This is a genomic window from Pseudomonas sp. BR20 (assembly GCF_050780135.1).
Lineage (GTDB): Bacteria > Pseudomonadota > Gammaproteobacteria > Pseudomonadales > Pseudomonadaceae > Aquipseudomonas.
Window position 1 is genome coordinate 6,367,247 of the sequence record NZ_CP172012.1, and the last position, 23,552, is coordinate 6,390,798.

The window sequence follows — 23,552 nt, forward strand, 5'->3', positions numbered from 1 at the left end:
TGGAAAAGATCCACCCGGAACAACCTGGCAACAGAAATCAAACCGGTGGCATGTAATTATTCGCGCATGTCATCTTCCTGGAACTGGTCCTTTACATACTTGATCTCGGTACGGCCGTGGGGCGCGGGCAAGCCGTCTTCGCCGAGGTTGACGAAGACCATCTTCTCTACAGTCAGGATGCTTTTACGGGTGATCTTGTTGCGCACTTCACAGGTGAGGGTGATGGAGGTGCGGCCAAATTCGGTGGCAGTGATCCCGAGTTCGATGATGTCGCCCTGGCGCGAGGCGCTGACAAAGTTGATTTCGGAAATGTATTTGGTCACCACGCGCTGGTTGCCCAGTTGGACGATGGCGTAGATGGCCGCTTCTTCGTCGATCCAGCGCAGCAGGCTGCCGCCGAACAGGGTGCCGTTGGGGTTGAGGTCTTCAGGTTTTACCCATTTGCGGGTGTGGAAGTTCATGGTCACTCCAAAGCGTCTTGCCAAATGATGGGCAACATAATGGCAGAGCCTGCCCCCAAGCTCTATGCGCCATTGCCTATCAACCCCATGCGCGATCTGCATGCCGCCGACAGAAAGGCTTGGGAAGTATCGCGTACACGGCTATAATCGCCACCGCTTCAAAACGGTCATCTTCAGTTGATACCGTTTCTCCCGCCACCTGTCCGAGGGGCGCTGCAGCAGGTTCAACCTGTCAGGCTCGGATGGGGCGTTGTCCGGCCTGGTTGCCCTGGCCTGATACTAAACGCACAACGGCGCCCATTCGCACACTACGAATGGAGGCTCTTCATGAGCGCTGTAATTACGCCTGCAGATTTCAACGACTACAAAGTCGCCGACATGTCCCTCGCCGCCTGGGGCCGTCGCGAAACCTTTATCGCCGAATCCGAAATGCCAGCCTTGATGGGCCTGCGTCGCAAGTACGCCGCCGAGCAACCGCTCAAGGGCGCGAAGATCCTCGGCTGCATCCACATGACCATCCAGACTGCCGTACTGATCGAAACCCTGGTGGCCCTGGGTGCCGAAGTGCGCTGGTCGTCCTGCAACATTTTCTCGACTCAAGACCAGGCCGCTGCCGCCATCGCCGCTGCCGGTATCCCGGTATTCGCCTGGAAAGGCGAGACCGAAGAAGAGTACGAGTGGTGCCTGGAGCAAACCATCCTGAAAGATGGCGCGCCTTGGGATGCCAACATGATCCTCGACGACGGCGGCGACCTGACCGAGCTGCTGCACAAGAAATACCCGCAGATCCTCGACCGCGTCCACGGCGTGACCGAAGAGACCACCACCGGCGTGCACCGCCTGTTGGACATGCTGGCCAAGGGCGAGCTGAAAATCCCGGCCATCAACGTCAACGACTCGGTGACCAAGAGCAAGAACGACAACAAGTACGGCTGCCGTCACAGCCTGAACGATGCCATCAAGCGCGGCACCGACCACCTGCTGTCGGGCAAGCAAGCCCTGGTGATCGGCTACGGCGACGTGGGCAAGGGTTCGTCCCAGTCCCTGCGCCAGGAAGGCATGATCGTTAAAGTCTCCGAAGTCGACCCGATCTGCGCCATGCAAGCCTGCATGGACGGTTTCGAAGTGGTTTCGCCGTTCATCGATGGCGTCAATGACGGCACCGAAGCAAGCATCGACAAGGCCCTGCTGGGCAAGATCGACCTGATCGTGACCACCACCGGTAACGTCAACGTCTGCGATGCCAACATGCTCAAGGCCCTGAAAAAGCGTGCCGTGGTGTGCAACATCGGTCACTTCGACAACGAGATCGACACCGCTTTCATGCGCAAGAACTGGGCGTGGGAAGAAGTGAAGCCGCAGGTGCACAAGGTTCACCGTACCGGCGCTGGCGCTTTCGACCCACAGAACGACGACTACCTGATCCTGCTGGCTGAAGGCCGCCTGGTCAACCTGGGCAACGCCACCGGCCACCCAAGCCGCATCATGGACGGCTCGTTCGCCAATCAGGTACTGGCCCAGATCTTCCTGTTCGGCCAAAAATACGCCGACCTGTCGCCAGCCCAGAAAGCCGAGCGCCTGACCGTGGAAGTACTGCCGAAGAAACTCGACGAAGAAGTGGCCCTGGAAATGGTCCGCGGCTTCGGCGGCGTGGTGACTCAGCTGACCAAGACCCAGGCCGACTACATCGGCGTGACCGTCGAAGGTCCGTTCAAGCCGCACGCTTATCGCTACTAAGTAATCAGCCCAACCTGCTCTACCTGTAGGAGCGAGCCTGCTCGCGAAAAACTCAAGGACACCGCGTACATCCTGTTTCTACGCGTTATCGTTGACGTTCTTCGCGAGCAAGCTCGCGCCTACAGTGCAGATGGGTTGCACAGTCGGCTTCTGAGTTTCAAAGGGTATGACCATGTCCCAAGACCGTCGCTACAGCTTCGAGTTCTTTCCCACCAAGACCGATGCTGGGCATGAAAAACTGATGGCGACTGCCAAGCAGTTGGCCACTTACAACCCCGACTTCTTCTCCTGCACCTACGGCGCGGGCGGTTCGACGCGTGATCGTACGATCAACACCGTGTTGCAACTTGAAAGCGAAGTCAAAATTCCCGCCGCTCCGCATTTGTCCTGCGTGGGCGACAGCAAGGCCGATCTGCGCGGCCTGCTCACCCAATACAAGGGCGCCGGCATCAAGCGCATCGTTGCCCTGCGTGGCGACTTGCCGTCCGGCATGGGCATGGCCAGCGGTGAGCTGCGCCACGCCAATGACCTGGTGAGCTTCATTCGCGAAGAAAGCGGCGATCACTTCCATATCGAAGTGGCCGCTTACCCGGAGATGCACCCCCAGGCGCGCAATTTCGAAGACGATCTGCAGAATTTCGTACGCAAGGCCAACGCCGGCGCCGACAGCGCGATCACCCAGTACTTCTTCAACGCCGAAAGCTATTTCTACTTCGTCGAGCGTGTACAGGCCATGGGTGTGAACATCCCGATCGTGCCGGGCATCATGCCGATCACCAACTACAGCAAGCTGGCGCGCTTCTCTGACGCCTGCGGTGCAGAGATCCCACGCTGGGTGCGCAAGCAACTGGAAGCCTATGGCGATGACGTTAAGAGCATCCAGGCGTTCGGCGAGCAGGTGATCAGCAATATGTGTGAAAAATTGTTGCAAGGTGGCGCGCCAGGCCTGCACTTCTATACCCTGAACCAGGCTGAACCAAGCCTCGCGATCTGGAACAACCTTAAACTGCCACGCTAGGCTGGTTTAATCGCTGTACCCGGCCCTCGTTATTACGGGGGTTTTTTTCGTCTATATATCTCCGGAAAGGAAGCCTGCAGTACATGAATACAGCGTCCCCGACTCCCCGCCCGCAGCTGGTGTACTTGGTATTCGGCGCCGAGACCTATCATCAGGAAGCCGTATTCAGCATCGCCAGCGCCCTGGCCCAACTGGGCGGCCCCCAGAACATGCCATTGGACATCCAGGTGTTCAGCGACAACCCGGCCCCCTATCGCGGCTTGCCGGTACAGGTTCACACGCTGGACGACGCCACGCGCAGACGCTGGAGCGAGCCCCACGGCTACCATTTCCGCACCAAACATGTGCTGTTGCGCCAGGTGCTGGAAACAGCGGAGCGCGCGCTGTTGATCGACACCGACACTTTTTTCCACGACTCGCCCATGGCGCTGTTCGAACGCGTCGCGCCCGGTACCGTGCTGTGCAATGCCTTCCAGGCCAAGTACGGCGACAACCGCGAAAGCGTGCTGTATGAAACCATGGCCAAGCACCTCGCAGACAAAGGCCTGGCCGACGACGACATGTGGCTGCTCAACTCCGGCGTCATGGGCCTGACCCGGCAAGACGCGCACATCCTTGATCGCTCGATCGAGTTGATGGACGAACTGTTCCCTATGGCCCGGGGCGCCTACACCCTGGAAGAATTCTGCCTGTCGGTGGCCGTGTACCGCACGCTCAACGTGCGCCAGTGTCCCGACCTGATCCACCATTACTGGAGCCGCAAGCAGCTGTTCCGCGCCAAGGTCAAGGCGTGGATCACCAAGCACGCCGCAGACCCCATCTGCGCCAAGGCCCTGGCCGACACCCGCAATGTGTCTGCCCACCTGCCTCGTCCGCCGCGCCTGCAGCGCTTGATGTACAAGCTGATCACCCTGGCCTTGCCCAAACGCAAGCAGCAGTTCATCCGCGAAATCCTCTACGGCTGCTACGAGCACGAAAATGAATTCGACCAGGCCTGTGGCCCGGTCTGGTGGGACAAGGCCCTGCAGAATCAGGAAGAGCGGCAAAAATGCCCGGTCGACGCGCACCAGCTCGAACATTGGTTCGCCAACCCTGTGGTGCGCCTGATTCTGGGCGAACGACGTGCAGCCATCTACGCACACCTGATGACTTCACCGACAAAATAGCGCTGCCCGCAGATGCGTGTGCCAGAGCTTCTCTTTAGCGCGCGGGCGTCGTAACCTCGGGGCATGCCCGTCATTCTGAAGCTGTTGACCGCTGCGCTTTTTACTTGCTTGAGCCTGGCCGCTTATGGCGAGAAATTGCGCATTGTCACCGAGCCCTGGGCGCCTTACGTGTATGAAGAACACGGCGCCATGCGCGGGCTGGACTACGAAACCACGGTGATCGTGTTCCAGCGCCTGGGGGTCGATGTGCAATGGCAGTTCCTGCCCTGGAAGCGCTGTCTGGCCATGCTTGACCAGGGCAATGCCGATGGCGCACTGGATATTTTCCACAGTCACGACCGCGACGCGCTGCTGCTGTACCCCAGCGAACCGTTGTCGGAAGTGGAGTTCGTGATGTTCTACGCCAACGAGCGCCCTTACCCGGTCCAAAGCCTTGACGACCTTGGCGGCCTGACTGTCGGCACGTCCCCAGGCTACCTGTACAGCGCCCCCTTCAGCGACTCTGCCGCGTTCAACCGCGAGCCGGCCCCCAGCCATGAGGCCAACTTCGGCAAATTGCTGCTGGGGCGCATCGACCTGGCGATCACCGACCGCCGGGTCGGCCAGCATGTGATCAAGACGCTGGGCCTGGAGGGCAAGGTCAGCCAGGCTCCCGTCGTGGTCAGCCGCCAGCAGCAATACCTTGCCGTTCGCCGTGGCGCGGGGATGGACCTGCTGGTGCAACGCTTTGCCGCCGAACTCAAGCGTTTCAAACAGGAGCCGGCCTACGCCGCCTTGAGCGCCAAATATGGTGGAATCCAAGCCAAAACAGCGCCTGGAGGCACCGTTGAGCAGCAGGAAAGCAGCGCGCCGTGATTGCTCTGTTATACTCCGGCCTTTCCGCCAGGCTCACGCCCGGCCGCTGAGGTCCTGAAAAAGGCACCCAACCCCGCTACTGCGCAGCTTTCAGCCCGCGCGAGCCGGTGGAGTGCCCGCCAGACGCAGCAGGACCGGACGGGATTGCGCTCCCCTAAGCGCCATTCACGCCCGGCAAGATTATCCCTTTGGGCCAAGCCCTAACTAAAACAGGATTACTCATGTCCTTTGCTTCCCTCGGTCTCTCCGAGGCTTTAGTCCGCGCCATCGAGGCAGCGGGCTATACCGAGCCTACTCCGGTGCAACAGCGGGCTATTCCCGCCGTGTTGCAAGGTCGCGACCTGATGGTTGCGGCTCAGACAGGTACTGGTAAAACCGGCGGCTTCGCCCTCCCGATTCTGGAGCGGTTGTTTCCCAACGGTCACCCGGACAAATCCCAGCGTCACGGCCCGCGCCAACCGCGCGTACTGGTCCTGACCCCTACCCGCGAACTCGCCGCCCAGGTGCACGACAGCTTCAAGCTGTACGCCCGCGACCTGAAGTTCGTCAGCGCCTGTATCTTCGGCGGCGTCGGCATGAACCCACAGGTTCAGGCCATGTCCCGCGGTGTTGACGTGCTGGTGGCGTGCCCCGGTCGTTTGCTCGACCTGTGCGGCCAAGGCAGCGTCGATTTGTCCCACGTGGAAATCCTCGTGCTGGACGAAGCCGACCGCATGCTCGACATGGGCTTTGTCCATGACGTGAAGAAGGTCCTCGCCCGCCTGCCGGCCAAACGTCAGAACCTGCTGTTCTCGGCAACGTTCTCCCAAGACATCACTGCCCTGGCCGGCAAGCTGCTGCACAACCCGGAGCGCATCGAAGTCACGCCGCCGAACACCACGGTCGAGCGTATCGAGCAACGCGTCTTCCGCCTGGCTGCCAGCCACAAGCGTTCATTGCTGGCGCACCTGATCACTGCCGGCGCCTGGGAACAGGTGCTGGTGTTCACCCGCACCAAGCACGGCGCCAACCGCCTGGCCGAGTATCTGGACAAGCACGGCCTCACCGCCGTCGCCATCCACGGCAACAAGAGCCAGAACGCCCGCACCAAAGCCCTGGCCGACTTCAAGGCCGGTGAAGTGCGCATCCTGGTCGCCACCGATATTGCCGCACGCGGCCTGGACATCGACCAGTTGCCACACGTGGTCAACTTCGAGCTGCCAAACGTCGACGAAGACTACGTGCACCGTATCGGCCGTACCGGCCGTGCCGGTCGTTCGGGTGAAGCCATTTCCCTGGTTGCTCCGGACGAAGAGAAACTGCTGAAAAGCATCGAGCGCATGACCAAGCAGAAAATCGCCGATGGTGACCTGATGGGCTTCGATGCCAGCGCCGTTGAGGCCGAGAAGCCTGAAGTGCGCGAGCGTCCGGACGTGCGCAACCCACGTAACCCTCGCGGTCCAAAGGGCGATGGCCCGAACGGCGGCGGCGGTGGCGGTGGTCGTCGCGACAAGGGCAAAGACAAAGGCGGCAAGGAAAAAGCGCCCACCAACGGCCGTGGCGAACGCCCAGCCCGCGAGCAGAAGCCCCGTGAAGGCACCCCGGCCCGCGAACAGCGCCAGCCGAGCCAGCCGCCACGTGCCACAGCCGACCGCGCCCCGGACGAGTTCCTCGACGACGACGTGGATAACTTTGGTAACCGCGTTGACTACGTGCCCCAGGCCAAACCAGCCCAGGGCCGTGGCCGTCGTCCAGGTGCTCCGGCGCCGGGCGCAGCTGCCGGGACTGGCGCTCCACGTGGCGGCCAGCCTCAGGGCGGTCGTCAGAACGGTCCGCGCAACAGCAGCGGCGGCACGACCGGCACCCCGCCGGCCAAGCGCAGCGGCCCGCGTAACGGTGCACCTCGTGATGGCCAGGCACGTCGCGAAGATTCGCGCAGCAACAACCGCCGCCCGGCCCGTGATGACCAGCCGCGTTTGTCCGAGCCAGCCGTGCAGAACCCGCGCGGTGGTCCGGCGCCAAAGATCATCCACAAGGAGTCGAAGGCTGATCGCTTCCCGACACCTGAGCAGCTGGATCAACTGCCAGGCCGTCCTCGTGGTGAAAAACCAGCGCTGCTGACCCGCAACCGCGAGGCATAAAAAAAACCCGTATCGCGAGATACGGGTTTTTTTTGCCTGTAGGAGCGAGGGGGACGCCTAGTTCTTGCTCGCGAAGGTCGTCAACGATAACGCTGGCAGCCTGAAAAACGCGGTGTCTCTACGTTTTTCGCGAGCAAGCTCGCTCCTGCCTGCGAAGCATTACTTCGCTTTCACGCCTTCCAGCGAGATGTCCAGGTCGACAGTCTGGGAAGTCGGGCCTGGGCCTTTGATCCCGAAGTCGTTCAGGTCCAGCGTGGTCTTGGCGTTGAAGCCAGCACGTTCGCCGCCCCATGGATCCTTGCCTTCACCGTTGAACGTAGCCTTGAAGGTCACAGGCTTGGTCACGCCGTGGAAGGTCAGGTCGCCCGTCACGTCAGCAGTTTTTTCGCCGGTGGATTTAACCGCGGTGGACACGAACTTGGCGTCCGCGAACTTGGCAACGTCCAGGAAATCCTTGCTGGCGATGTGCTTGTCACGTTCAGCGTGGTTGGACCACAGGCTGGCGGTTTTCACGTCGACTGCGATTTTGCTGGCTTCAGGCTTGGCGGCATCCCAGCTGAACGTACCATCCCAGTCCTTGAAGGTACCGTGGATGTAGCTGTAGCCCAGGTGGCTGATTTTCCAGTCGATGAAGGCGTGCTGGCCTTCTTTGTCGATCTTGTAGTCAGCGGCCATCACCTGGCCTGCCGACAGCAGTGCAGTACCGATTGCCAGAGCAGCGAGTGTCTTTTTCAACATGCTTTCTATTCCTTGTGAGTCGAGGTTGAACATCAGGCTTTGCGCCCCAGCATTCGCGTGAGGGTCGCATCACGATCGATAAAGTGGTGTTTCAACGCAGCCACGCCGTGCAAGCCGGCGAAGACTACCAACACCCAGGCGAGGTACAGGTGCACCACGCCAGCGGTGTCTGCCTGGTCCGGTAGACCGGAAACCACGGCAGGAATTTCAAACAGGCCAAACACCGGGATACCGACACCGTCTGCGGTGGAAATCAGGTAACCGGCGATCATCACGGCAAACAGCCCGAGATAAAGGAACGCGTGGCCGAACGCGGCACCGATGCGGGTCAAGCGGCTGTAACTGGCCAGCGGCGGAGGCGGCGGGCTGATCAGGCGCCAGACGATTCGTACCAGCATGATGGCGAACAGCGTGATGCCAATGCTCTTGTGCAGGTCCGGTGCTTCTTTGCGCCAGGCGCTGTAATAGTCGAGACCGACCATCCACAAGCCCAGGGCGAACAGGCCGAACACCACCAGGGCCACGCCCCAGTGCAAAACCATACTGACCCAGCCATAACGGGCCGGTGAGTTACGTAGCTGCATGTACTTAATCCCGTAAGAGCTGCGCCCAGACTAGCGATTTACCTATCGAATTAAAGCGGAAAATTTCGCTTTGAAATATCGAGAAATACGATCTGGAGCGTATGCACAGTAAGTTAACCAAGGATTAAGGACTATTCCTAAGAAACGTGACAGTCCGTCCTACGTTTACTCCGAATTCCCCACAATGGCTTGTGACCCGGGCCACCATTGCATAGGCTTGCGCGATTGTTTCACCTGCGCCGCTCGCAGGACCGCTTCGAGGAGATCACCGATGGGCTTGAACAACCAGTGGATGCAACGCGACCTCGCGGTGCTGTGGCATCCCTGCACCCAGATGAAAGACCACCAGCAACTGCCGCTGATCCCGATCAAGCGCGGGGAAGGCGTCTGGCTGGAAGACTTCGAAGGCAAGCGCTACCTCGACGCCGTCAGCTCCTGGTGGGTCAACGTCTTCGGCCACGCCAACCCGCGCATCAACCAGCGCATCAAGGACCAGGTCGACCGACTGGAACACGTGATCCTCGCCGGTTTCAGCCACCAGCCGGTGATCGAGTTGTCCGAGCGCCTGGTAAAGATGACCCCCGAGGGCCTGACCCGCTGCTTCTACGCCGATAACGGTTCGTCGTGCATCGAAGTCGCGCTGAAGATGAGCTTTCACTATTGGCTCAACCGTGGCCTGCCAAACAAAAAACGCTTCGTCACCCTGACCAACAGCTACCACGGCGAAACCATCGCCGCGATGTCGGTGGGCGACGTGCCGCTGTTTACCGAAACCTACAAGGCGCTGCTGCTGGACACCCTCAAGGTGCCGAGCCCGGACTGCTACCTGCGCCCCGAGGGCATGAGCTGGGAAGAACATTCGCGCAACCTGTTCATGGCCATGGAGCAGACCCTCGCCGAGCACCACGACACCGTCGCCGCCGTGATCGTCGAGCCGCTGATCCAGGGCGCCGGCGGCATGCGCATGTACCACCCGGTGTACCTCAAGCTGCTGCGCGAGGCCTGCGACCGCTATGGCGTGCACCTGATCCACGATGAAATCGCCGTGGGCTTCGGCCGCACCGGGACCATGTTCGCCTGTGAACAGGCCGGCATCCGTCCGGACTTCCTGTGTTTGTCCAAGGCCCTGACTGGCGGCTACCTGCCGTTGGCCGCCGTGGTCACCACCGATGACGTCTACGACGCGTTCTACGACGACTACCCGACCCTGCGCGCCTTCCTGCACTCCCACAGCTACACCGGCAACCCGCTGGCGTGCGCGGCGGCCCTGGCAACCCTGGATATTTTCGAAGAAGACAACGTCATCGAAAACAACAAGGCCCTGGCCCAGCGCATGACCACGGCAACGGCGCACCTGGTCGACCATCCGCATGTCTCGGAAGTACGCCAGACCGGCATGGTGCTGGCCATCGAAATGGTCCAGGACAAGGCCACCAAGACCGCTTACCCGTGGCAGGAACGCCGTGGCCTGAAGGTATTCGAACACGCCCTGGAACGCGGCGCGCTGTTGCGGCCGCTGGGCAGCGTGGTGTATTTCCTGCCGCCCTATGTGATTACGCCGGAGCAAATCGACTTCCTCGCCGAAGTTGCCAGCGAAGGCATCGACATCGCCACCAACAGCAAAGTCAGCGTGGCGGTGCCGAAAGACTTCCACCCCGGCTTCCGCGATCCGGGTTGATTGCCGGCACACCTACACCTTTTTCCAGAGAACAGAAATGAGACTGTCCCGCTTTTTCACCGACACCCCGCTGAGCCTCGGCGATCACGAACTGCCCGAAGCCCAGGCGCACTACATCAGCCGCGTACTGCGCATGGGCGAAGGTGACGCCGTGCAATTGTTCGACGGTTCCGGCCAGGAGTTCCTGGGCAGTCTGCTGGAAGTCGGTAAAAAACGCGTCACCGTGCAACTGACGGAAAGCTTCGCCGGCCAGGCCGAATCGCCGCTGCACATCCACCTCGGCCAGGGCCTGTCCCGGGGCGAGCGCATGGATTGGGCGATCCAGAAAGCCACCGAGCTGGGCGTCAACGCCATCACGCCGATCTTCAGCGACCGCTGCGAAGTGCGCCTCAAGGACGAACGCGCCGACAAACGCCTGCTGCACTGGCGCCAGGTGGCGATCAGCGCGTGTGAGCAATGCGGGCGTTCGACGGTGCCGGTGATTCATCCGCCGTTGCTGCTGGCAGACTGGTTGAAGCAGGTCGAGGCGGATCTGAAGCTGGTGCTGCACCCGGTGGCCGAGCCAATGGTCAGCCATGCCAAGCCTGCGAGCCTGGCGTTTCTGATCGGGCCGGAGGGTGGGCTGACCGACAACGAAGTCGACACCGCCCAAGGCGCCGGCTTCCACGCCGCCCGCCTCGGCCCGCGCGTGTTGCGCACCGAGACTGCGCCCGTCGTCGCGTTGGCCGTCGCCCAACAACTCTGGGGCGACTTCTAACTGTGGGAGGAGATCAGTCCACCGGATCGCTGATCGGCTTGGCAATGATCGCCTTCAACTCACTGGTCATCGGGAATTCCAGGTTCAAGCCCTTGGGCGGAATCGGCTGTTCAAACCAGCGCTGGTAAATCCCGTTGATCTCCCCCGAGCGGTACAGGTCGCCGAGGGTCTCGTTGACCACCGCGAGAAACTGCGGGTCATCCTTGCGCACCATGCAGCTGTAGATCTCCCGCGACTGTTCCTCGCCCACCACCACCCAGTTGTGCGGGTCGCGGGCTTTGGCGCGTTCGCCGTAGAGCAATGCATCGTCCATATAGAACGCGGCCGCGCGGCCCGTCTCGAGCATCTTGAATGCCTCGCCGTGGTCCTTGGCGCTGATGACGAACATATTGCTCTTGTGCTCGGCGTTGTAACGCTTGAGAAAACGCTCGTTGGTGGTGCCGGCGGTGGTCACCACGTTCTTGCCCCCCAGATCGGCGAAGCCCTTGATGCCGCTGTCTTTAGCCGTCAGCAACTGGCCTTTCACGTAAATAAACCCGTAGGAAAACGCCACCTGTTTCTGCCGCTCGGCGGTCACCCCGGTGGAACCGCACTCCAGGTCGACAGTGCCGTTCTGCACCAGCGGAATGCGCGTCTGAGAGGTCACCAGGTTGTACTTCACCTTAAGGTCGGCCACTCCGGTTTTCTGCTGGATACGCTCAACGATCTTGCTGGCCAGGTCCACCGAATAGCCCATCGGCTTGCCGCTGTGATCGCCCACGTAGGAAAACGGCACCGACGCGTCGCGATAACCCAGGGTGATGGACTTGGCGTTGGCGATCTTGCCCAGCGTACCGTCCAGCGGCGCCTGATTGGCATGGGCATGTGCCCCCAGCAAAAGGCCCAGGGTGCAGCCGGTCAACAGGATTTTTTTCATTGTTATTCTCCGTTGGTCTTTAACGTTATTTACGTACTGCAATCACGCTGATTTCCACCAGCACACTCGGCCGTGCCAGTTCCGCCTGCAAGGTGGTGCGCGTCGGCGCCATCCCCGGCGATAGCCAGGCGGCCCATACGTCGTTCATCGGCGCGAAACCGCTGCCAATGTCTTTCAAGTAAATGGTCGCATTGAGCAAATGATCCTTGTCACTGCCGGCCTGGGCCAGCAGCGCATCGACCTTGGCCAGCACTTCGCGGGTTTGCGTCGCCACATCCTGGCCTTCGCCGGGCACCTGGCCCGAAAGGAATACCAGATCCTTGAACGTGACGGCGCCGGACAGTCGGTCGTTGCTGCTGATTCGGTTGATGGTCATGGAAGCATCCTTATGCAGCGCGGGGCGCCAGGCCCTGCATATCAATGGAAGGTAGGTGGTGGTCGATCAGTTCGGCCAGCAATTGGCCGCTGCCACACGCCAGGGTAAAGCCGAGGGCGCCGTGGCCCAGGTTCAGCCACAGGTTGCGATAGACGCTGGCGCCAATCAGCGGCACACCGGTCGGGGTGGCCGGGCGCATACCGGCCCATTCCACGGCATGGGCATAGTCGCCAGCCGCAGGAAATGTCTCGATCGCCTGACGTTTCATCAGCGCCAGGCGCTTGGGCTCAAGGCTGGCGTCAAAGCCGACGATATCCACCATAGCCGCCACCCGCAGTTGTTCGCCAATACGCGCGTAGACAATCTTGCGGTCGTAGTCGGTGATGCTTACATTCGGCGCTTGGTGCTGGGCGCCAATCGGCACGCTGAGGCTGTAGCCCTTGAGCGGATACAGTGGCAATGACAACCCAGGCAACGCCAACTCGGCGCTGCGATGACCGGCCGCGAGCACCAGGTGCTCCACCGGCATCACTTCGCCACCCAACTCGATGGCCTGCACCGCGCCACCCGCATGGCGAATCCTGGTGACCTTGCGCCCCAGCAAAAAGGTGCAGCGCCCCGACGCTTCAAGGCGTGCCGCCAGCTGTTGGCAGAAGGCATGACAGTCCGCCACTTCCTCATTCGGCGTGTAGATCCCCCCGACAAACTCCTCCGCCGTCTGCGCCAGGGCCGGCTCCAGGCGCGCACAATCCAGTGTCGACAGTACCTGTTGTTGCAGGATATCGGTGACCTTGCTGCGCGCGCGCTCAAAGGTGGCGGCATTACGAAAGGTCACCAGCTTGCCATTACGCCGCCAGTTGAAAGCGTCCAGGCGATCGTCGACGCGCCATTGCTGCAAGGTGTTTTGACTCAGGCTTGCCAGGCGCAGCAAATGGGCGGCATTACGCTTGTTCACCGAGCCCCGGCAGGCGCCGATGAAGGCGGCCATCCAGCGCCATTGCTGAGGGTCCAGGCGTGGGCGCAGCTTCAGCGGCGAGTCACCGCGCAGCAACCAGCCAATCGCCTGCAACGGCACGCCCGCATCAGCCAGCGGTGCGACATAGCGGTAGGACAATTGCCCGCCATTGGCGAAACTGGTTTCGCTGCCCAAGGTGTCGCGCGCATCGATCACCGTCACTTCATGGCCGGCACGCACCAGCGCATAAGCGCTCGCCAGGCCAATAACGCCACCACCAACGATGCAAACCTGCCCGGCCATCCCGACCTCCAGCCCTTGAATAAGTAGGCTCAAGCGTAGGCGCAGGTGACAGGCCAGCGACAATGAATAAAGATGGACCACCTATAAATAAAGGTTATGGACTTGCCATGCGCTTGCGTCATATCGAAATCTTCCAGGCCATCCGCCAGACCGGCTCCATCAGCGCCGCCGCGCAGTTGCTGCATGTGTCGCAACCGGCGGTGACCAAGGTGTTGCAGCATGCCGAGTTGCAGCTGGGCTTTCCGCTGTTCCTGCGGGTGCGCGGTAAATTGCAGCCCACGCCGGAAGCCCTGGCGCTGGAAAGCGAGGTCGAGAAAGTCACCGAGAGCCTGCAAGGTGTGCGGCGCCTGGCCAAGAGCTTGCGCCGCGCCCCAGGGCAAAGCGTGCGGATTGGTGCGATACCGGCATTGGCGCTGTCGCTGCTGCCACCGGCGATTCTGGAATGGAAGCGCGACTACCCGGACATCGCGTGCGAGCTGTCCAGCGACCATAGCCGCGAGCTGGTGCACAAGCTGTTGATGCGCGAGATCGACCTGGCGCTGACCCTCAACTTCTCCGGCCATCCTGGGTTGACCACACAAGTGCTGGCCAATGGCGTGTTGGTGGCCCTGGCGTCGAAAAACTACTGGCCAGACGCAGCACTGCATCAGGCCCTGCCACTGGCTGAGCTGGCGGGTGCGCCGTTGATTGGCCTGTCCAGCGCCGACCCGCTGGCGGCGAAACTCGACAGCTACCTGGAACATGTCGACCCACCGCCTCGAGTGACGATTTCAGTGCAAACCTATTCCCTGGCCCGGGCGATGGTGGAATCCGGCGCCGGCTTGACGGTCATCGATCCGTTCACGGCGTTGGGCGCCTCAACGGCTACCACCTGTATCCGCACGCTCACACCGCCGCTGCCGATCACCCTCTACGCCCTGACCCGCGCCGATGAACCGCCGCCGCATATGCTGGCAAACCTGCTGGAGATCCTGGGCAAGCGCGCAGGCGAGTTATTGGGGCGCCTCTAAGGACACCGCCCCTCCCACATTCAGAGCACGTAATGCATGATCGCCACAAAGTGCAGCAGGCTGCCGCCGATCACAAACAAATGCCAAATCCCATGGGAATGCCGCAGGCGATCCTCCAGGGCAAAGAAGATGATGCCGACGGTGTACAACACCCCGCCCGCCGCCAGCCAGGTAAACCCCGCCGTCCCCAGCGCGGCAATCAGCGGCTTGACCGCCACCAGCACGATCCAGCCCATCACCGCGTAGATCACGATGGACAGGATGCGCGCCTCGGAGCGCGGCTTGATCTCTTGCAGGATGCCGATCACCGCCAGCCCCCACACGATGCCGAACAACGTCCACCCCCACGGGCCTCTCAGCGTCACCAGGCAAAACGGCGTGTAGCTGCCGGCGATCAACAGGTAGATCGAAAAGTGATCGACCTTCTGCATGATCTCTTTTCGCCGCCCCTGGACGCTGTGGTACACGGTCGACGCGCTGTACAGCACCATCAGCGTAAAGCCATAAATCGCCACGCTGACGATCTTCCAGGGGCTGCCGTCCAGGCTCGCCACCACCAACATCCACACGGCACCAATACACGCCGCGACCGCACCGAGCAAATGGCTCCAGGCGTTGAATCGTTCCCCGTGATACATCTGTCACTGACCTCCTGTAGCCGCTGGAACTGGCTGGCAAGCGTCCAGCCTTGCGCATAAGAGTGCAAGCGTCTTGTGACGTTCCGAGGACGCCGCACGGTTTTGCGGGCACAATCGGACGCATTCGAACAAGAGCCCACGGCCATGCTGATCGACGAAGAATTCACCCTCAAAAAGCTGGAAATCTTCCTGGCATTCATGCGCACCGGCAACCTGGCCCGCGCCGCCGCCGAACTGCAAACCAGCAATGTCAGCGTACACCGCGCCATCCACTCCCTGGAAAATGCCCTGCGCTGCCCGCTGTTCAAACACGAGGGCCGCAACCTCACCCCGCTGGAAAGCGCCTACGTGTTAGAAGAACGCGCGCAGAAACTGATCGCCGATGTGGTCGACAGCGTACGCCTGACCCGCGAAGCCGCCGGTTTCTCCGCCGAACGCTTCAAGCTCGGCTCGCTGTATTCGCTGACGGTCAAGACCGTGCCGCAACTGATCATGGGCCTGAAAATCAGGCGCAGCGAACTCAATATCGACCTGATCCTCGGCTCCAATTTCGACCTGCTGTACAAGCTCAAGAACATGGAAGTCGACGCGATCCTCATCTCCCTCGACGAACACGCCAACGACCCCGACTGCGAACAGATTGCGCTGTTCTCCGACGACATTTTCCTCGCCACCCCGGCCGACTCGCCCTTCGACCGCGACCAGGAAATCGACCTGGCCGACGTGCGCGATGCCACCTTCATCACCCTCACCCAAGGCTTCGCCACCCACCAGGACGGCAACCGTGTGTTCAAGCAGGCGGGGTTCGAACCGAAGGTGGCGATGCAGGTGAATGACATCTTCACACTGCTGAGCATGGTCAGTTCGGGAGTGGGTTATGCGTTGCTGCCGGGGCGGATTGCGGCGGTGTACGAGAACCGCGTGAAGCTGATACCGCTGCAACCCCGGTATCGGTTGCAGCAGCATATCGGGGTGGTGTTTCTGAAGGCCAAGGAGCGTGATCCGAACTTGCTGGCGTTGTTGGCGGAGTGTCGGATGTACGCCAATCGGCAGGGGACAGCCTGACACTCCGCGATTGGGGGTCAGCCGACCAACCCACGCACAATGAAGTACAGCAACGAAGGCCCAAGCAAACACCCAAGCCCGGTATGGAACGTCGCCGTCAACGCGCCATACGGCACCAAGCGCCGATCCGTCGCCGCCAGCCCTGCCGTCACGCCGCTCACGGTGCCGGCCAAGCCACCGAACACCATCGCCGAACGCGGGTTATCCAAGCCCATCCAACGCGCCGCCACCGGTGTGCCGACCATCACCAGGATCGCCTTGATCAACCCGGTCGCGATGGACAGCGCCATCACATCCGAAGTCGCGCCAATCGCCGCACCGGTCACCGGGCCGACGATGTAGGTCACGGCACCCGCGCCGATGGTGGTCATGCTGATCGCGTCGCGATAGCCAAACACCCAGGCCATGCTGGCGCCGACGATAAACGGCAGGATCGTGCCCAGCAGCAGCGCAATCACACCGATCATCCCGGCTTTGCGCGCTTCGGTGGCTTGCACCTCAAACGCCGTGGCAACGATGGCGAAGTCGCGCAGCATCGCGCCGCCCATCAGGCCGATGCCGGAGAACAGCGCCAGGTCTGCCAGGCCTTTTTGCCCGCCGGTAATGGTGCCGCCGACCCAGGCCAGGACCAGGCCGATGACGATGGCAATCGCCGAGCCGTGGATACGCCCGAACGTCAAGCGCTTGGACAGCACCACAGAAATCCACATCACCACGCCAACAAAGGCAAACGCGGTGATCAGGCCGTTATGTTCCAAGCCTTTTTCGATGAGATCCCACATATCAGCGACCTCCCGCAGGCACGATCAACGGCTCTTCGGCGGGTAGAGGCTCGCCCTTGTGAGTACGGCTGATCAAGGCGATGGTGCAACCACAGACCACCACCGAACCAATCGCCGCCAGCACCGCAACCGGACCGCCGTGCAGAGCGGTCACCACATTTTGTTGCGCGGCCATCGCCACCACTACGGGGATATACATGGCGCCCCAAAAGCCCACGCCCATCTCGCATTCCTTGGTCATGCCGCCGCGCTTTTGCATCCACAGGCGGGCGCAAATCAGCAGGATCATGGCGATCCCCACCCCGCCCACGTTGGATTTGACGCCGAGCAACACGCCGAGCATGTCGCCCATGATCACGCCTGCAAGCGTGCAGATCGCCAGCAATGCCACACCGTAAATAATCATTGTTGTTGTCCTCGAAGTGCTCGATCGAAATTGTTGTTTTTGTGCTTCGACAGCCTTGGGTAGTGCTTTATCGGTGGCGGCGCTCCTCCTCTTCCAGCAGGGCCTGCAAGGTATCCAGGCGTGCGCCTTCGCAGGCGATCACCGTGCCTTGCTCGAACACGCGGCGTGACAGGCCGGTGAGCACGGCGCCCGGGGGCAGTTCGATTTGCAGGCGCACACCGCGCTCGTAGGCACTTTGCACGGTGCCGCGCCAGTCAACGACGCGGCACATGTTGAAGGCCAGGTCGTCGCAAAGGTGTTCGGGGTTGTGGATCGGCCGCGCACGGGTGCTGCTCAGGTAGGTGATACGCGGCGCCTTGAGCGGGACAAATGCCTGGGCCAGGGCCTCGGCCGGTTGCGCCAGCAGCGCGCAATGGGACGGCACACTGACGGCCAGGCGTTTGGCGATGCCGTTGCCCTTGATGCGCGCGGCAACACGCTTCATGGCCTCGTCGCTGCCGGCGATCACGCTCTGGTTATCGGCGTTGATATTGGCCAGGTACACCGGGGTTTCGGGGCTGTGGATGTCGGCGAGGATTTTTTCGACGGTGGATAACTCCACGCCGATGATCGCGGTCATGCCGTAGCCGTGTGGATAAGCGTTTTGCATCAGTTGGCCGCGCAGGCTCACCAGTTTTACCGCCTCGGCAAACGCCAGGGCACCGGCGATGACCGCAGCCGGGTAGGCACCGATGGACAGGCCCGCCACGTAATCCGGGGTGCGATCCAACAGACGGGCGTGGGCCACGCCGGAAATCAACAGGCACAGTTGCACGGCGCGGGTACTGGCCAGGGCTTGCGCGGAATCGAGCAGGCGCACGTCTTCGCCCAGGGCATCGCTGGCTTCTTCCAGCACAGGTTCGGGCAGCGACTGGAGCATGCCTGGTCGCTGGGCACCCTGCCCCGGAAACACCAGAAGGCTGCTCATGCCACGGCCTGCCAAGGGTCGAGCACAAGATGCGCCCCGCTGGCGGTTTTCAGCAGCACACGGCGTGAGCCGCTGGCCCATTCGCGCAAGGCGACGGCGCCGAACGGGGTTTGCAGTTGCAGGTCGACGGCGCACTCAGCCCTATCAAGCATCGCCAGGAGATCTTCGGCATCACCTCGGGCCAAAGGCTCGGGCGTGCGCAGCATCAAATCCAGATCACTCTGGGCATGCAGCGCTTCCACCCCACAGGCCAACTCGAAACCCGCGCTGCCTGTGACGCCCCACGTCTCCTGCGCCAGCACCGGCCGCAGTTGGTCGAGCGCGCGCAACGCGGGTAAATCCCTCGGAGAGATCACCCCGCGCAACGCTTCCGGTATCACTCGCCGCTGCACTGCCGCCAGCGGCATCCGCGCAGCAAAACGTTGCTCACGCAAACGCCCGCGCACGCCGACCGCCACATAACCCGGTTCGGCAATGGCGCGGCGCACTACCACCGGGTGGCCGGCGCCAAGCGCCTCCAGCACCCATGCCGGTGCATCGGCGGGCACATGCGCCGGGGTCATGCCCCAGAGCAAGTCGTGGGCGTTCACCATTGTTCCCGCAGCAGTTGGCGAACGTGGCTGGAGGCTGCGCGATTTGTCGCGCCGAGGCGCCCGCGCAAATCGGTGCTGCCGACATCCTTGATCGCATGCACCAGGCAATCAGTGACCCGCGCTACATCATCCGCGGTGGGCTGTTCAATCTGGCTGACCGACAAGGTCTCCCACAGCAAACCGAGGCTGGCATAGCTGTCGATGTCATAGGCCATGGGCGGCACACTGGCGGCCAGGGCTTCCAGCTCTTCGACGCTGCGCAAGGTCACCCGCGCGGCCGACGCCTTGCCCATGGCGTGCACCATCACACCGGGATCGCGCAGGGCGATCAGGCGGTTGGCCTGATAACCGTGGGCCAGGAACGCACCGGACATGGCCTTGCCCACCAGCAGCGCAATCACCGGGTGGCCGGCGAGGCGAGCGCGGGCATAGCTGTCGGCGGCAGCGGCCAGGGCCTGATGGATGCCGAGGGCCTCTTCGCGACGGCCGTAGGCTTGGCTGGGCACATCGACGATGGCGATGATGGGGCGCTTGTCGCCGCGGGCGATGGCCTCATCGACGGCCTTGGCCAGGCCCCAGCCTTCGAGCAGGCCGACTTCGCCATTGCGCGCCCGAGGGAAGCGGTTTTGCGCGTCGGTAACCACGGCGACAAAGCGCACCTTTTGCTCACCCAATACACCGTCGGCAACCCTCAGCGACGCCGGCAAACCTTCTACAGGTGGAGCGCCGGCGCTCAATGCGTTGAACCACTGCAAGCCTCTCATGAGCGTTCTCCTTGATACAGCTCGCGCACCGTCGCCGGGTCGATTTGCGGTACGGCGTCCAACTCGGCCAAGCGTGTGAGGTAATAATCAGCCTGGCGACTGCGTTGTTGTGCGGGCACGCCTTGCTGCAACAACGCGCTGACAGTCTGCTGGATCTGCGCCGCATCGTCGGCCACGTAACGGTCGGCCAGGCCGCTGTTGAAACGCTGTTCGCCACCCGTGAGGCTCCAGATAAAGGGACGGTCGCGGGAGTCGTATTCTTCCAACCCGGCTTCCTGTTCGATCACCTGCGGACCATTGAGCCCCAGACGCGCTTCGCGGGTCACGACGAGGTAACTGCACAGCCCGGCCGCGATGGACATGCCGCCGAAACAGCCAACGCTGCCCGCCACCACGCCGATCACCGGCTGGTACTGGCGCAGGTCGACAATCGCCGCGTGTATATCGGCAATCGCGGCCAGGCCGAGGTTGGCTTCCTGCAAGCGCACGCCGCCGGTTTCCAGCAGCAGCACCGCGCGGGTCGGGATGCCCTTGCGGTTGTCTTCGGCGGCCAGTTCCAGGGCGCCGGCGATTTTCGCGCCGCCCACTTCACCGAGGCTGCCGCCCTGGAAGTTGCCTTCAATGGCTGCAATCACCACAGGCAAGTCGCCGATGCTGCCCTTGGCGATCACCACCCCGTCATCGGCCTGGGGCACCACACCTTGGCGGCTGAGCCAGGGCGACATGACACGCTGGAACGGGTCGATCAGTTCGCGAAAGGTGCCGGCATCCAACAAGGCCTTGGCCCGCTGCCGCGCCCCCAGTTCCACGAAGCTGTGTTTAGCGAGCAAGTCAGTCATGGCCGATCTCCTCGAAACCCTGCTCCAGGCGCAGGCGCACCACGCCGGGGGTGGCGCCGAAATCGTGAATATCAATGTTCAGGGCCGGCGGTGTCTGCTCTTGGAAGATGCGTTCGAACAGGTGTTGCCAGCGTTGTTCGGCGCCATTCACCGAGGTCTGTACCTGGATGGTCAACGTGCCGGCCGTGCCTGGTTCCAGCAGCACTTCCAGGTCGCCCGAGCCGACGCAACCCACCAGCGCACGGCCTTTTGGCGGCTGCCCGGCGGGGAATTCAAAGGATAAGGTTTCCATCACAACGCTCCGTCGAGGCGGTCGATAAACAGGCAGGCGGCCAACAGGTCGGCGGCGCCACCGGGGGAGGCATTCAGGGCCAGCAGTTGGTGGTCCAGCTCATGCAATTGGCGGCGCCCGGCGAGGCTTGCACTGCCGCCGGCGTCGAGCACGGCCTGGGCACCGCGCTGCATGGCATGCAGGCCTTCCAGGCCGGCGCGATAGAGCACGCAGGTGTCGGCCAGGTCGGTCATGATCGCGAGCAAGGCGTCCAGGCGCGCGTTCTGTTCACCGGCGTTTTGTTGGCGGCTTTTGTGCAGTTGCGGCAGGCCGCGTTGCAGCACCGACGGGAAGCCCAGTTGCGCTTCTTCACGGGCACCGCGCGCGCCATAGCGCTGGGCAACCTGGGCGCCGTGGCTCGCGGTTTGCGGCGCGTAGCGGTCGTTAAGCAGGGCGAGTCTGGCGGCATTCAGCGGTATGGCGCGGGGTTCCAGCGCCGCCGCTGCAGTCAGCAGGCCGAGGGCCCAGATCGCGCCACGATGGGTGTTCACGCCGTGGGTGGTGGCGAGCATCGCTTGTTCACCTTCGCGCCCGATACGGCCGAGGGCTTCGCGCAAGGGCAAGCCGACTTCACCGAACTCAAGCGCGGCCTCCGCCATTTCCTTGAACATCGGCCACAGCGACAGCGCCGACGCGTGCATCAGCCCCAGGTGCAAATCACTGTGGGCGCCGTTGCCGCGACGGTCCACCAGGGCAGGCTTGGGCGACAGGTCGGCTTCATCGATCAGCGCATCGACGGCCATATCCGCCAGGCGATCCGCGAGGCTGAGTTCGTGCAGTTTAAGGGCGCGCATTTACCAGCTCCTGAATTTGGCGGGCGGGTTGTACAGGCCACCGGACCACTCCACCAGGTCGGCCACGCTCTTGGCGGCCAACAACTCGCGGGTGGCGTCGGTGCGGCGGATACCCAAGTCTTCGGGCAAGGCGATCAGGCCTTCGCGGCGCATGCGCGCGGTGTCCTTGGGGTTATGGCGCATGCCGATGGCGGTTACCCCGGCGACGGCGGCGATCATCGCCTGGCGCTCTTCCAGGGACCGCGCCTTGTACAGGTAGGCGATGCCTTCTTCGGTGAGCAGGTGGGTGACGTCGTCGCCATAGATCATGATCGGTGCCAGGGGCATGCCGCTTTTACGCGCCACTTCCACGGCGTCGAGGGTGTCGACGAAGGTGGGCTTGCCGCCTTCCTGGAAGGTCTCGACCATCTGCACCACGAGCTTTTTGCCGCGCTCCAGCAGCGCAACCGGCGCATCGTCGTGACGCATATCCAGCCACGCCGGCGTGCCATGACGGCGACCGCGCGGGTCGTGGCCCATGTTCGGCGCCCCACCGAAACCGGCGAGGCGGCCACGGGTCACGGTGCTGGAATGGCCGTCGCCGTCGACTTGCAGGGTGGCGCCGATAAACAGGTCCACCGCGTACTGGCCGGCCAATTGGCAGAACATCCGGTTGGAGCGCATCGAACCGTCGCGGCCGGTGAAGAACACATCCGGGCGGGCGGCGATGTAGTTCTCCATGCCCAGTTCGGTGCCGAAGCAGTGCACGCTTTCCACCCAACCGCTTTCGATGGCGGGGATCAGCGTAGGGTGCGGGTTGAGGGTCCAGTTGCGGCAGATCTTGCCCTTCAGGCCCAGGGATTCGCCGTAGGTGGGCAGGATCAATTCGATGGCGGCGGTGTTGAAACCGATGCCGTGGTTGAGCGATTGCACATTGTGTTTTTCGTAGATGCCACGGATCGCCATCATCGCCATCAACACATGCACGGGTTTGATATGGCGCGGGTCGCGGGTGAACAGCGGCTCGATGTAGAACGGCTTGTCGGCCACCACCACAAAATCCACCCAACTGGCGGGGATGTCGACGCGCGGCAAGTCGGTGACGTCATCCACCAACTGGTTGACCTGCACGATCACGATGCCATCGCTGAACGCGGCGGGCTCGATCAGCGCGGGAGTGTCTTCGGTGCTGGCACCGGTGTAGATATTGCCGGCACGGTCGGCCATGAAACCGGCGGAAAGTACGACGTTGGGGATCAGGTCCACCACCAGTCGTGCATAGAGTTCGATGTAGGTATGGATCGCACCGATTTCCAGCAGGCCGTCTTCGAGCAACTGGCTGATGCGCAGGGATTGCGTGCCGGCGAAGGAAAAGTCCAGCTTGCGCGCGATGCCCTTTTCAAACAGGTCCAAGTGCTCGGACCGCCCGACGCTGGGCATGATCATGTGCAAATCGTGGAGCTTGGCCGGGTCGGCCTTGGCCAGGGAGCGCGAGAGGAAGTCGGCTTGCTTCTGGTTGTTGCCTTCCAGTACCACGCGGTCGCCGGGAAGGATCAGCGCCTCAAGCGCCTCAACAATCTTGTCGCTGGGCAGCACCGCGCCGTCTGCGTACTTTTTGACCAGCCCGAGCCGCCGATGCTTCTCGTCGCGCCGCCGCGTCCAGCGCGAGTCGGGGTTTATTGTTGTTGTCATGGTCGCTCCACGGGTTTGCTGTCGTGGG

General features: G+C 62.4%; 25 protein-coding genes and 1 riboswitch. Of the genes, 9 read left to right on the top strand and 16 right to left on the bottom strand.

Features of this window, described 5'->3' with window-relative positions; genetic code table 11:
• Positions 1-56: 56 nt before the first annotated feature.
• Positions 57-461 (bottom strand): acyl-CoA thioesterase, encoded by a 405-nt coding sequence (locus tag ACHPFG_RS29395; protein WP_131697469.1) that lies wholly within the window; start codon positions 459-461, stop codon positions 57-59.
• A 199-nt stretch (positions 462-660) separates the two neighbouring features.
• Positions 661-767, top strand: a riboswitch (S-adenosyl-L-homocysteine riboswitch).
• A gap of 21 nt (positions 768-788) precedes the next feature.
• Between ACHPFG_RS29395 and ahcY the strand changes: the two genes are divergently transcribed.
• The 5 genes from ahcY to ACHPFG_RS29420 all read left to right on the top strand — a co-directional run bounded on the left by ahcY (position 789) and on the right by ACHPFG_RS29420 (position 7,357).
• The gene (gene ahcY / locus ACHPFG_RS29400) at positions 789-2,198 is read left to right on the top strand and encodes an adenosylhomocysteinase (protein WP_053128057.1); all 1,410 of its coding nucleotides are present in this window, start codon (positions 789-791) and stop codon (positions 2,196-2,198) included.
• 172 nt (positions 2,199-2,370) lie between these two features.
• Positions 2,371-3,216 carry a methylenetetrahydrofolate reductase [NAD(P)H] gene (gene metF / locus ACHPFG_RS29405; protein ID WP_431701145.1) on the top strand — a complete coding sequence of 282 codons (846 nt, stop codon included), beginning with the start codon at positions 2,371-2,373 and terminating at the stop codon, positions 3,214-3,216.
• An 83-nt stretch (positions 3,217-3,299) separates the two neighbouring features.
• Positions 3,300-4,382, top strand: a complete 1,083-nt coding sequence (locus tag ACHPFG_RS29410) for a hypothetical protein (protein ID WP_431701146.1) — start codon at positions 3,300-3,302, stop codon at positions 4,380-4,382.
• A gap of 63 nt (positions 4,383-4,445) precedes the next feature.
• Positions 4,446-5,237, top strand: coding sequence for a substrate-binding periplasmic protein (locus tag ACHPFG_RS29415; RefSeq protein ID WP_431701147.1), 792 nt, complete (start codon positions 4,446-4,448; stop codon positions 5,235-5,237).
• A gap of 221 nt (positions 5,238-5,458) precedes the next feature.
• The gene (locus ACHPFG_RS29420) at positions 5,459-7,357 is read left to right on the top strand and encodes a DEAD/DEAH box helicase (protein ID WP_131697472.1); all 1,899 of its coding nucleotides are present in this window, start codon (positions 5,459-5,461) and stop codon (positions 7,355-7,357) included.
• 159 nt (positions 7,358-7,516) lie between these two features.
• On the opposite strand, the gene ACHPFG_RS29425 is transcribed toward ACHPFG_RS29420, so the two are convergent.
• Positions 7,517-8,095 carry a YceI family protein gene (locus tag ACHPFG_RS29425; RefSeq protein WP_131697473.1) on the bottom strand — a complete coding sequence of 193 codons (579 nt, stop codon included), beginning with the start codon at positions 8,093-8,095 and terminating at the stop codon, positions 7,517-7,519.
• Between the two features lie 32 nt (positions 8,096-8,127).
• A complete protein-coding gene (locus ACHPFG_RS29430) occupies positions 8,128-8,679 on the bottom strand; it encodes a cytochrome b (RefSeq protein ID WP_141607511.1) in 552 nt (183 codons plus the stop codon).
• A gap of 271 nt (positions 8,680-8,950) precedes the next feature.
• On the opposite strand from ACHPFG_RS29430, the gene ACHPFG_RS29435 reads away from it, so the two are divergent.
• Positions 8,951-10,357 (top strand): adenosylmethionine--8-amino-7-oxononanoate transaminase, encoded by a 1,407-nt coding sequence (locus ACHPFG_RS29435; protein WP_431701148.1) that lies wholly within the window; start codon positions 8,951-8,953, stop codon positions 10,355-10,357.
• A gap of 37 nt (positions 10,358-10,394) precedes the next feature.
• Complete coding sequence (locus ACHPFG_RS29440) at positions 10,395-11,114, top strand: 16S rRNA (uracil(1498)-N(3))-methyltransferase (RefSeq protein WP_131697476.1); 720 nt, start codon at positions 10,395-10,397, stop codon at positions 11,112-11,114.
• Positions 11,115-11,127: 13 nt separating this feature from the next.
• On the opposite strand, the gene ACHPFG_RS29445 is transcribed toward ACHPFG_RS29440, so the two are convergent.
• From ACHPFG_RS29445 to ACHPFG_RS29455, 3 genes are read right to left on the bottom strand one after another with little or no spacing between them, the layout of a single operon-like run.
• Complete coding sequence (locus ACHPFG_RS29445; protein WP_131697477.1) at positions 11,128-12,030, bottom strand: transporter substrate-binding domain-containing protein; 903 nt, start codon at positions 12,028-12,030, stop codon at positions 11,128-11,130.
• A gap of 25 nt (positions 12,031-12,055) precedes the next feature.
• Positions 12,056-12,406 (bottom strand): RidA family protein, encoded by a 351-nt coding sequence (locus ACHPFG_RS29450; RefSeq protein ID WP_167656780.1) that lies wholly within the window; start codon positions 12,404-12,406, stop codon positions 12,056-12,058.
• A 10-nt stretch (positions 12,407-12,416) separates the two neighbouring features.
• Complete coding sequence (locus ACHPFG_RS29455) at positions 12,417-13,664, bottom strand: D-amino acid dehydrogenase (protein WP_431701149.1); 1,248 nt, start codon at positions 13,662-13,664, stop codon at positions 12,417-12,419.
• A gap of 107 nt (positions 13,665-13,771) precedes the next feature.
• Here ACHPFG_RS29455 and ACHPFG_RS29460 point away from each other — a divergent pair, with 107 nt between their 5' ends.
• Positions 13,772-14,674, top strand: coding sequence for a LysR family transcriptional regulator (locus ACHPFG_RS29460; RefSeq protein WP_431701150.1), 903 nt, complete (start codon positions 13,772-13,774; stop codon positions 14,672-14,674).
• A gap of 20 nt (positions 14,675-14,694) precedes the next feature.
• Here the strand turns inward: ACHPFG_RS29460 and trhA are convergent, their stop codons facing one another.
• A complete protein-coding gene (trhA, locus tag ACHPFG_RS29465; protein WP_032884097.1) occupies positions 14,695-15,312 on the bottom strand; it encodes a PAQR family membrane homeostasis protein TrhA in 618 nt (205 codons plus the stop codon).
• Positions 15,313-15,456: 144 nt separating this feature from the next.
• Between trhA and ACHPFG_RS29470 the strand changes: the two genes are divergently transcribed.
• The gene (locus ACHPFG_RS29470; protein ID WP_131697482.1) at positions 15,457-16,377 is read left to right on the top strand and encodes a LysR family transcriptional regulator; all 921 of its coding nucleotides are present in this window, start codon (positions 15,457-15,459) and stop codon (positions 16,375-16,377) included.
• A gap of 17 nt (positions 16,378-16,394) precedes the next feature.
• Here ACHPFG_RS29470 and madM read toward each other — a convergent pair whose 3' ends face one another.
• From madM to mdcA, 9 genes are all read right to left on the bottom strand, one after another.
• Complete coding sequence (gene madM, locus ACHPFG_RS29475; RefSeq protein WP_058426582.1) at positions 16,395-17,159, bottom strand: malonate transporter subunit MadM; 765 nt, start codon at positions 17,157-17,159, stop codon at positions 16,395-16,397.
• 1 nt (position 17,160) lies between these two features.
• On the bottom strand, positions 17,161-17,565 hold the full coding sequence (madL, locus tag ACHPFG_RS29480) for a malonate transporter subunit MadL (protein WP_027606068.1): 405 nt from the start codon (positions 17,563-17,565) through the stop codon (positions 17,161-17,163).
• 67 nt (positions 17,566-17,632) lie between these two features.
• On the bottom strand, positions 17,633-18,532 hold the full coding sequence (gene mdcH / locus ACHPFG_RS29485) for a malonate decarboxylase subunit epsilon (RefSeq protein WP_431701151.1): 900 nt from the start codon (positions 18,530-18,532) through the stop codon (positions 17,633-17,635).
• Complete coding sequence (locus ACHPFG_RS29490; RefSeq protein ID WP_167656782.1) at positions 18,529-19,125, bottom strand: malonate decarboxylase holo-ACP synthase; 597 nt, start codon at positions 19,123-19,125, stop codon at positions 18,529-18,531. The genes mdcH and ACHPFG_RS29490 overlap by 4 nt, the downstream gene beginning before the upstream one ends.
• On the bottom strand, positions 19,119-19,889 hold the full coding sequence (gene mdcE, locus ACHPFG_RS29495) for a biotin-independent malonate decarboxylase subunit gamma (RefSeq protein ID WP_145336893.1): 771 nt from the start codon (positions 19,887-19,889) through the stop codon (positions 19,119-19,121). Before mdcE ends, ACHPFG_RS29490 begins: the two co-directional genes overlap by 7 nt.
• Positions 19,886-20,728, bottom strand: a complete 843-nt coding sequence (locus tag ACHPFG_RS29500) for a biotin-independent malonate decarboxylase subunit beta (RefSeq protein ID WP_131697488.1) — start codon at positions 20,726-20,728, stop codon at positions 19,886-19,888. Before ACHPFG_RS29500 ends, mdcE begins: the two co-directional genes overlap by 4 nt.
• The gene (locus tag ACHPFG_RS29505) at positions 20,721-21,020 is read right to left on the bottom strand and encodes a malonate decarboxylase subunit delta (RefSeq protein WP_032884109.1); all 300 of its coding nucleotides are present in this window, start codon (positions 21,018-21,020) and stop codon (positions 20,721-20,723) included. Before ACHPFG_RS29505 ends, ACHPFG_RS29500 begins: the two co-directional genes overlap by 8 nt.
• On the bottom strand, positions 21,020-21,853 hold the full coding sequence (locus ACHPFG_RS29510; protein WP_131697489.1) for a triphosphoribosyl-dephospho-CoA synthase: 834 nt from the start codon (positions 21,851-21,853) through the stop codon (positions 21,020-21,022). The genes ACHPFG_RS29505 and ACHPFG_RS29510 overlap by 1 nt, the downstream gene beginning before the upstream one ends.
• A complete protein-coding gene (gene mdcA / locus ACHPFG_RS29515; protein WP_431701152.1) occupies positions 21,854-23,524 on the bottom strand; it encodes a malonate decarboxylase subunit alpha in 1,671 nt (556 codons plus the stop codon).
• Positions 23,525-23,552: the final 28 nt, after the last annotated feature.

Excerpts from the sequence above, each read along its gene's own strand:
- ACHPFG_RS29445 (WP_131697477.1), bottom strand. The coding sequence starts at position 12,030 with ATGAAAAAAATCCTGTTGACCGGCTGCACCCTGGGCCTTTTGCTGGGG.
- ACHPFG_RS29490 (WP_167656782.1), bottom strand. The coding sequence starts at position 19,125 with ATGGTGAACGCCCACGACTTGCTCTGGGGCATGACCCCGGCGCATGTG.
- ACHPFG_RS29415 (WP_431701147.1), top strand. The coding sequence starts at position 4,446 with ATGCCCGTCATTCTGAAGCTGTTGACCGCTGCGCTTTTTACTTGCTTG.
- mdcE (WP_145336893.1), bottom strand. The coding sequence starts at position 19,889 with ATGAGAGGCTTGCAGTGGTTCAACGCATTGAGCGCCGGCGCTCCACCT.
- ACHPFG_RS29505 (WP_032884109.1), bottom strand. The coding sequence starts at position 21,020 with ATGGAAACCTTATCCTTTGAATTCCCCGCCGGGCAGCCGCCAAAAGGC.
- madL (WP_027606068.1), bottom strand. The coding sequence starts at position 17,565 with ATGATTATTTACGGTGTGGCATTGCTGGCGATCTGCACGCTTGCAGGC.
- ACHPFG_RS29420 (WP_131697472.1), top strand. The coding sequence starts at position 5,459 with ATGTCCTTTGCTTCCCTCGGTCTCTCCGAGGCTTTAGTCCGCGCCATC.
- ACHPFG_RS29470 (WP_131697482.1), top strand. The coding sequence starts at position 15,457 with ATGCTGATCGACGAAGAATTCACCCTCAAAAAGCTGGAAATCTTCCTG.
- ACHPFG_RS29425 (WP_131697473.1), bottom strand. The coding sequence starts at position 8,095 with ATGTTGAAAAAGACACTCGCTGCTCTGGCAATCGGTACTGCACTGCTG.
- trhA (WP_032884097.1), bottom strand. The coding sequence starts at position 15,312 with ATGTATCACGGGGAACGATTCAACGCCTGGAGCCATTTGCTCGGTGCG.
- ACHPFG_RS29460 (WP_431701150.1), top strand. The coding sequence starts at position 13,772 with ATGCGCTTGCGTCATATCGAAATCTTCCAGGCCATCCGCCAGACCGGC.
- metF (WP_431701145.1), top strand. The coding sequence starts at position 2,371 with ATGTCCCAAGACCGTCGCTACAGCTTCGAGTTCTTTCCCACCAAGACC.
- madM (WP_058426582.1), bottom strand. The coding sequence starts at position 17,159 with ATGTGGGATCTCATCGAAAAAGGCTTGGAACATAACGGCCTGATCACC.
- ACHPFG_RS29510 (WP_131697489.1), bottom strand. The coding sequence starts at position 21,853 with ATGCGCGCCCTTAAACTGCACGAACTCAGCCTCGCGGATCGCCTGGCG.
- ACHPFG_RS29500 (WP_131697488.1), bottom strand. The coding sequence starts at position 20,728 with ATGACTGACTTGCTCGCTAAACACAGCTTCGTGGAACTGGGGGCGCGG.
- mdcH (WP_431701151.1), bottom strand. The coding sequence starts at position 18,532 with ATGAGCAGCCTTCTGGTGTTTCCGGGGCAGGGTGCCCAGCGACCAGGC.
- ACHPFG_RS29455 (WP_431701149.1), bottom strand. The coding sequence starts at position 13,664 with ATGGCCGGGCAGGTTTGCATCGTTGGTGGTGGCGTTATTGGCCTGGCG.
- ahcY (WP_053128057.1), top strand. The coding sequence starts at position 789 with ATGAGCGCTGTAATTACGCCTGCAGATTTCAACGACTACAAAGTCGCC.
- ACHPFG_RS29395 (WP_131697469.1), bottom strand. The coding sequence starts at position 461 with ATGAACTTCCACACCCGCAAATGGGTAAAACCTGAAGACCTCAACCCC.
- mdcA (WP_431701152.1), bottom strand. The coding sequence starts at position 23,524 with ATGACAACAACAATAAACCCCGACTCGCGCTGGACGCGGCGGCGCGAC.
- ACHPFG_RS29430 (WP_141607511.1), bottom strand. The coding sequence starts at position 8,679 with ATGCAGCTACGTAACTCACCGGCCCGTTATGGCTGGGTCAGTATGGTT.
- ACHPFG_RS29410 (WP_431701146.1), top strand. The coding sequence starts at position 3,300 with ATGAATACAGCGTCCCCGACTCCCCGCCCGCAGCTGGTGTACTTGGTA.
- ACHPFG_RS29440 (WP_131697476.1), top strand. The coding sequence starts at position 10,395 with ATGAGACTGTCCCGCTTTTTCACCGACACCCCGCTGAGCCTCGGCGAT.
- ACHPFG_RS29450 (WP_167656780.1), bottom strand. The coding sequence starts at position 12,406 with ATGACCATCAACCGAATCAGCAGCAACGACCGACTGTCCGGCGCCGTC.
- ACHPFG_RS29435 (WP_431701148.1), top strand. The coding sequence starts at position 8,951 with ATGGGCTTGAACAACCAGTGGATGCAACGCGACCTCGCGGTGCTGTGG.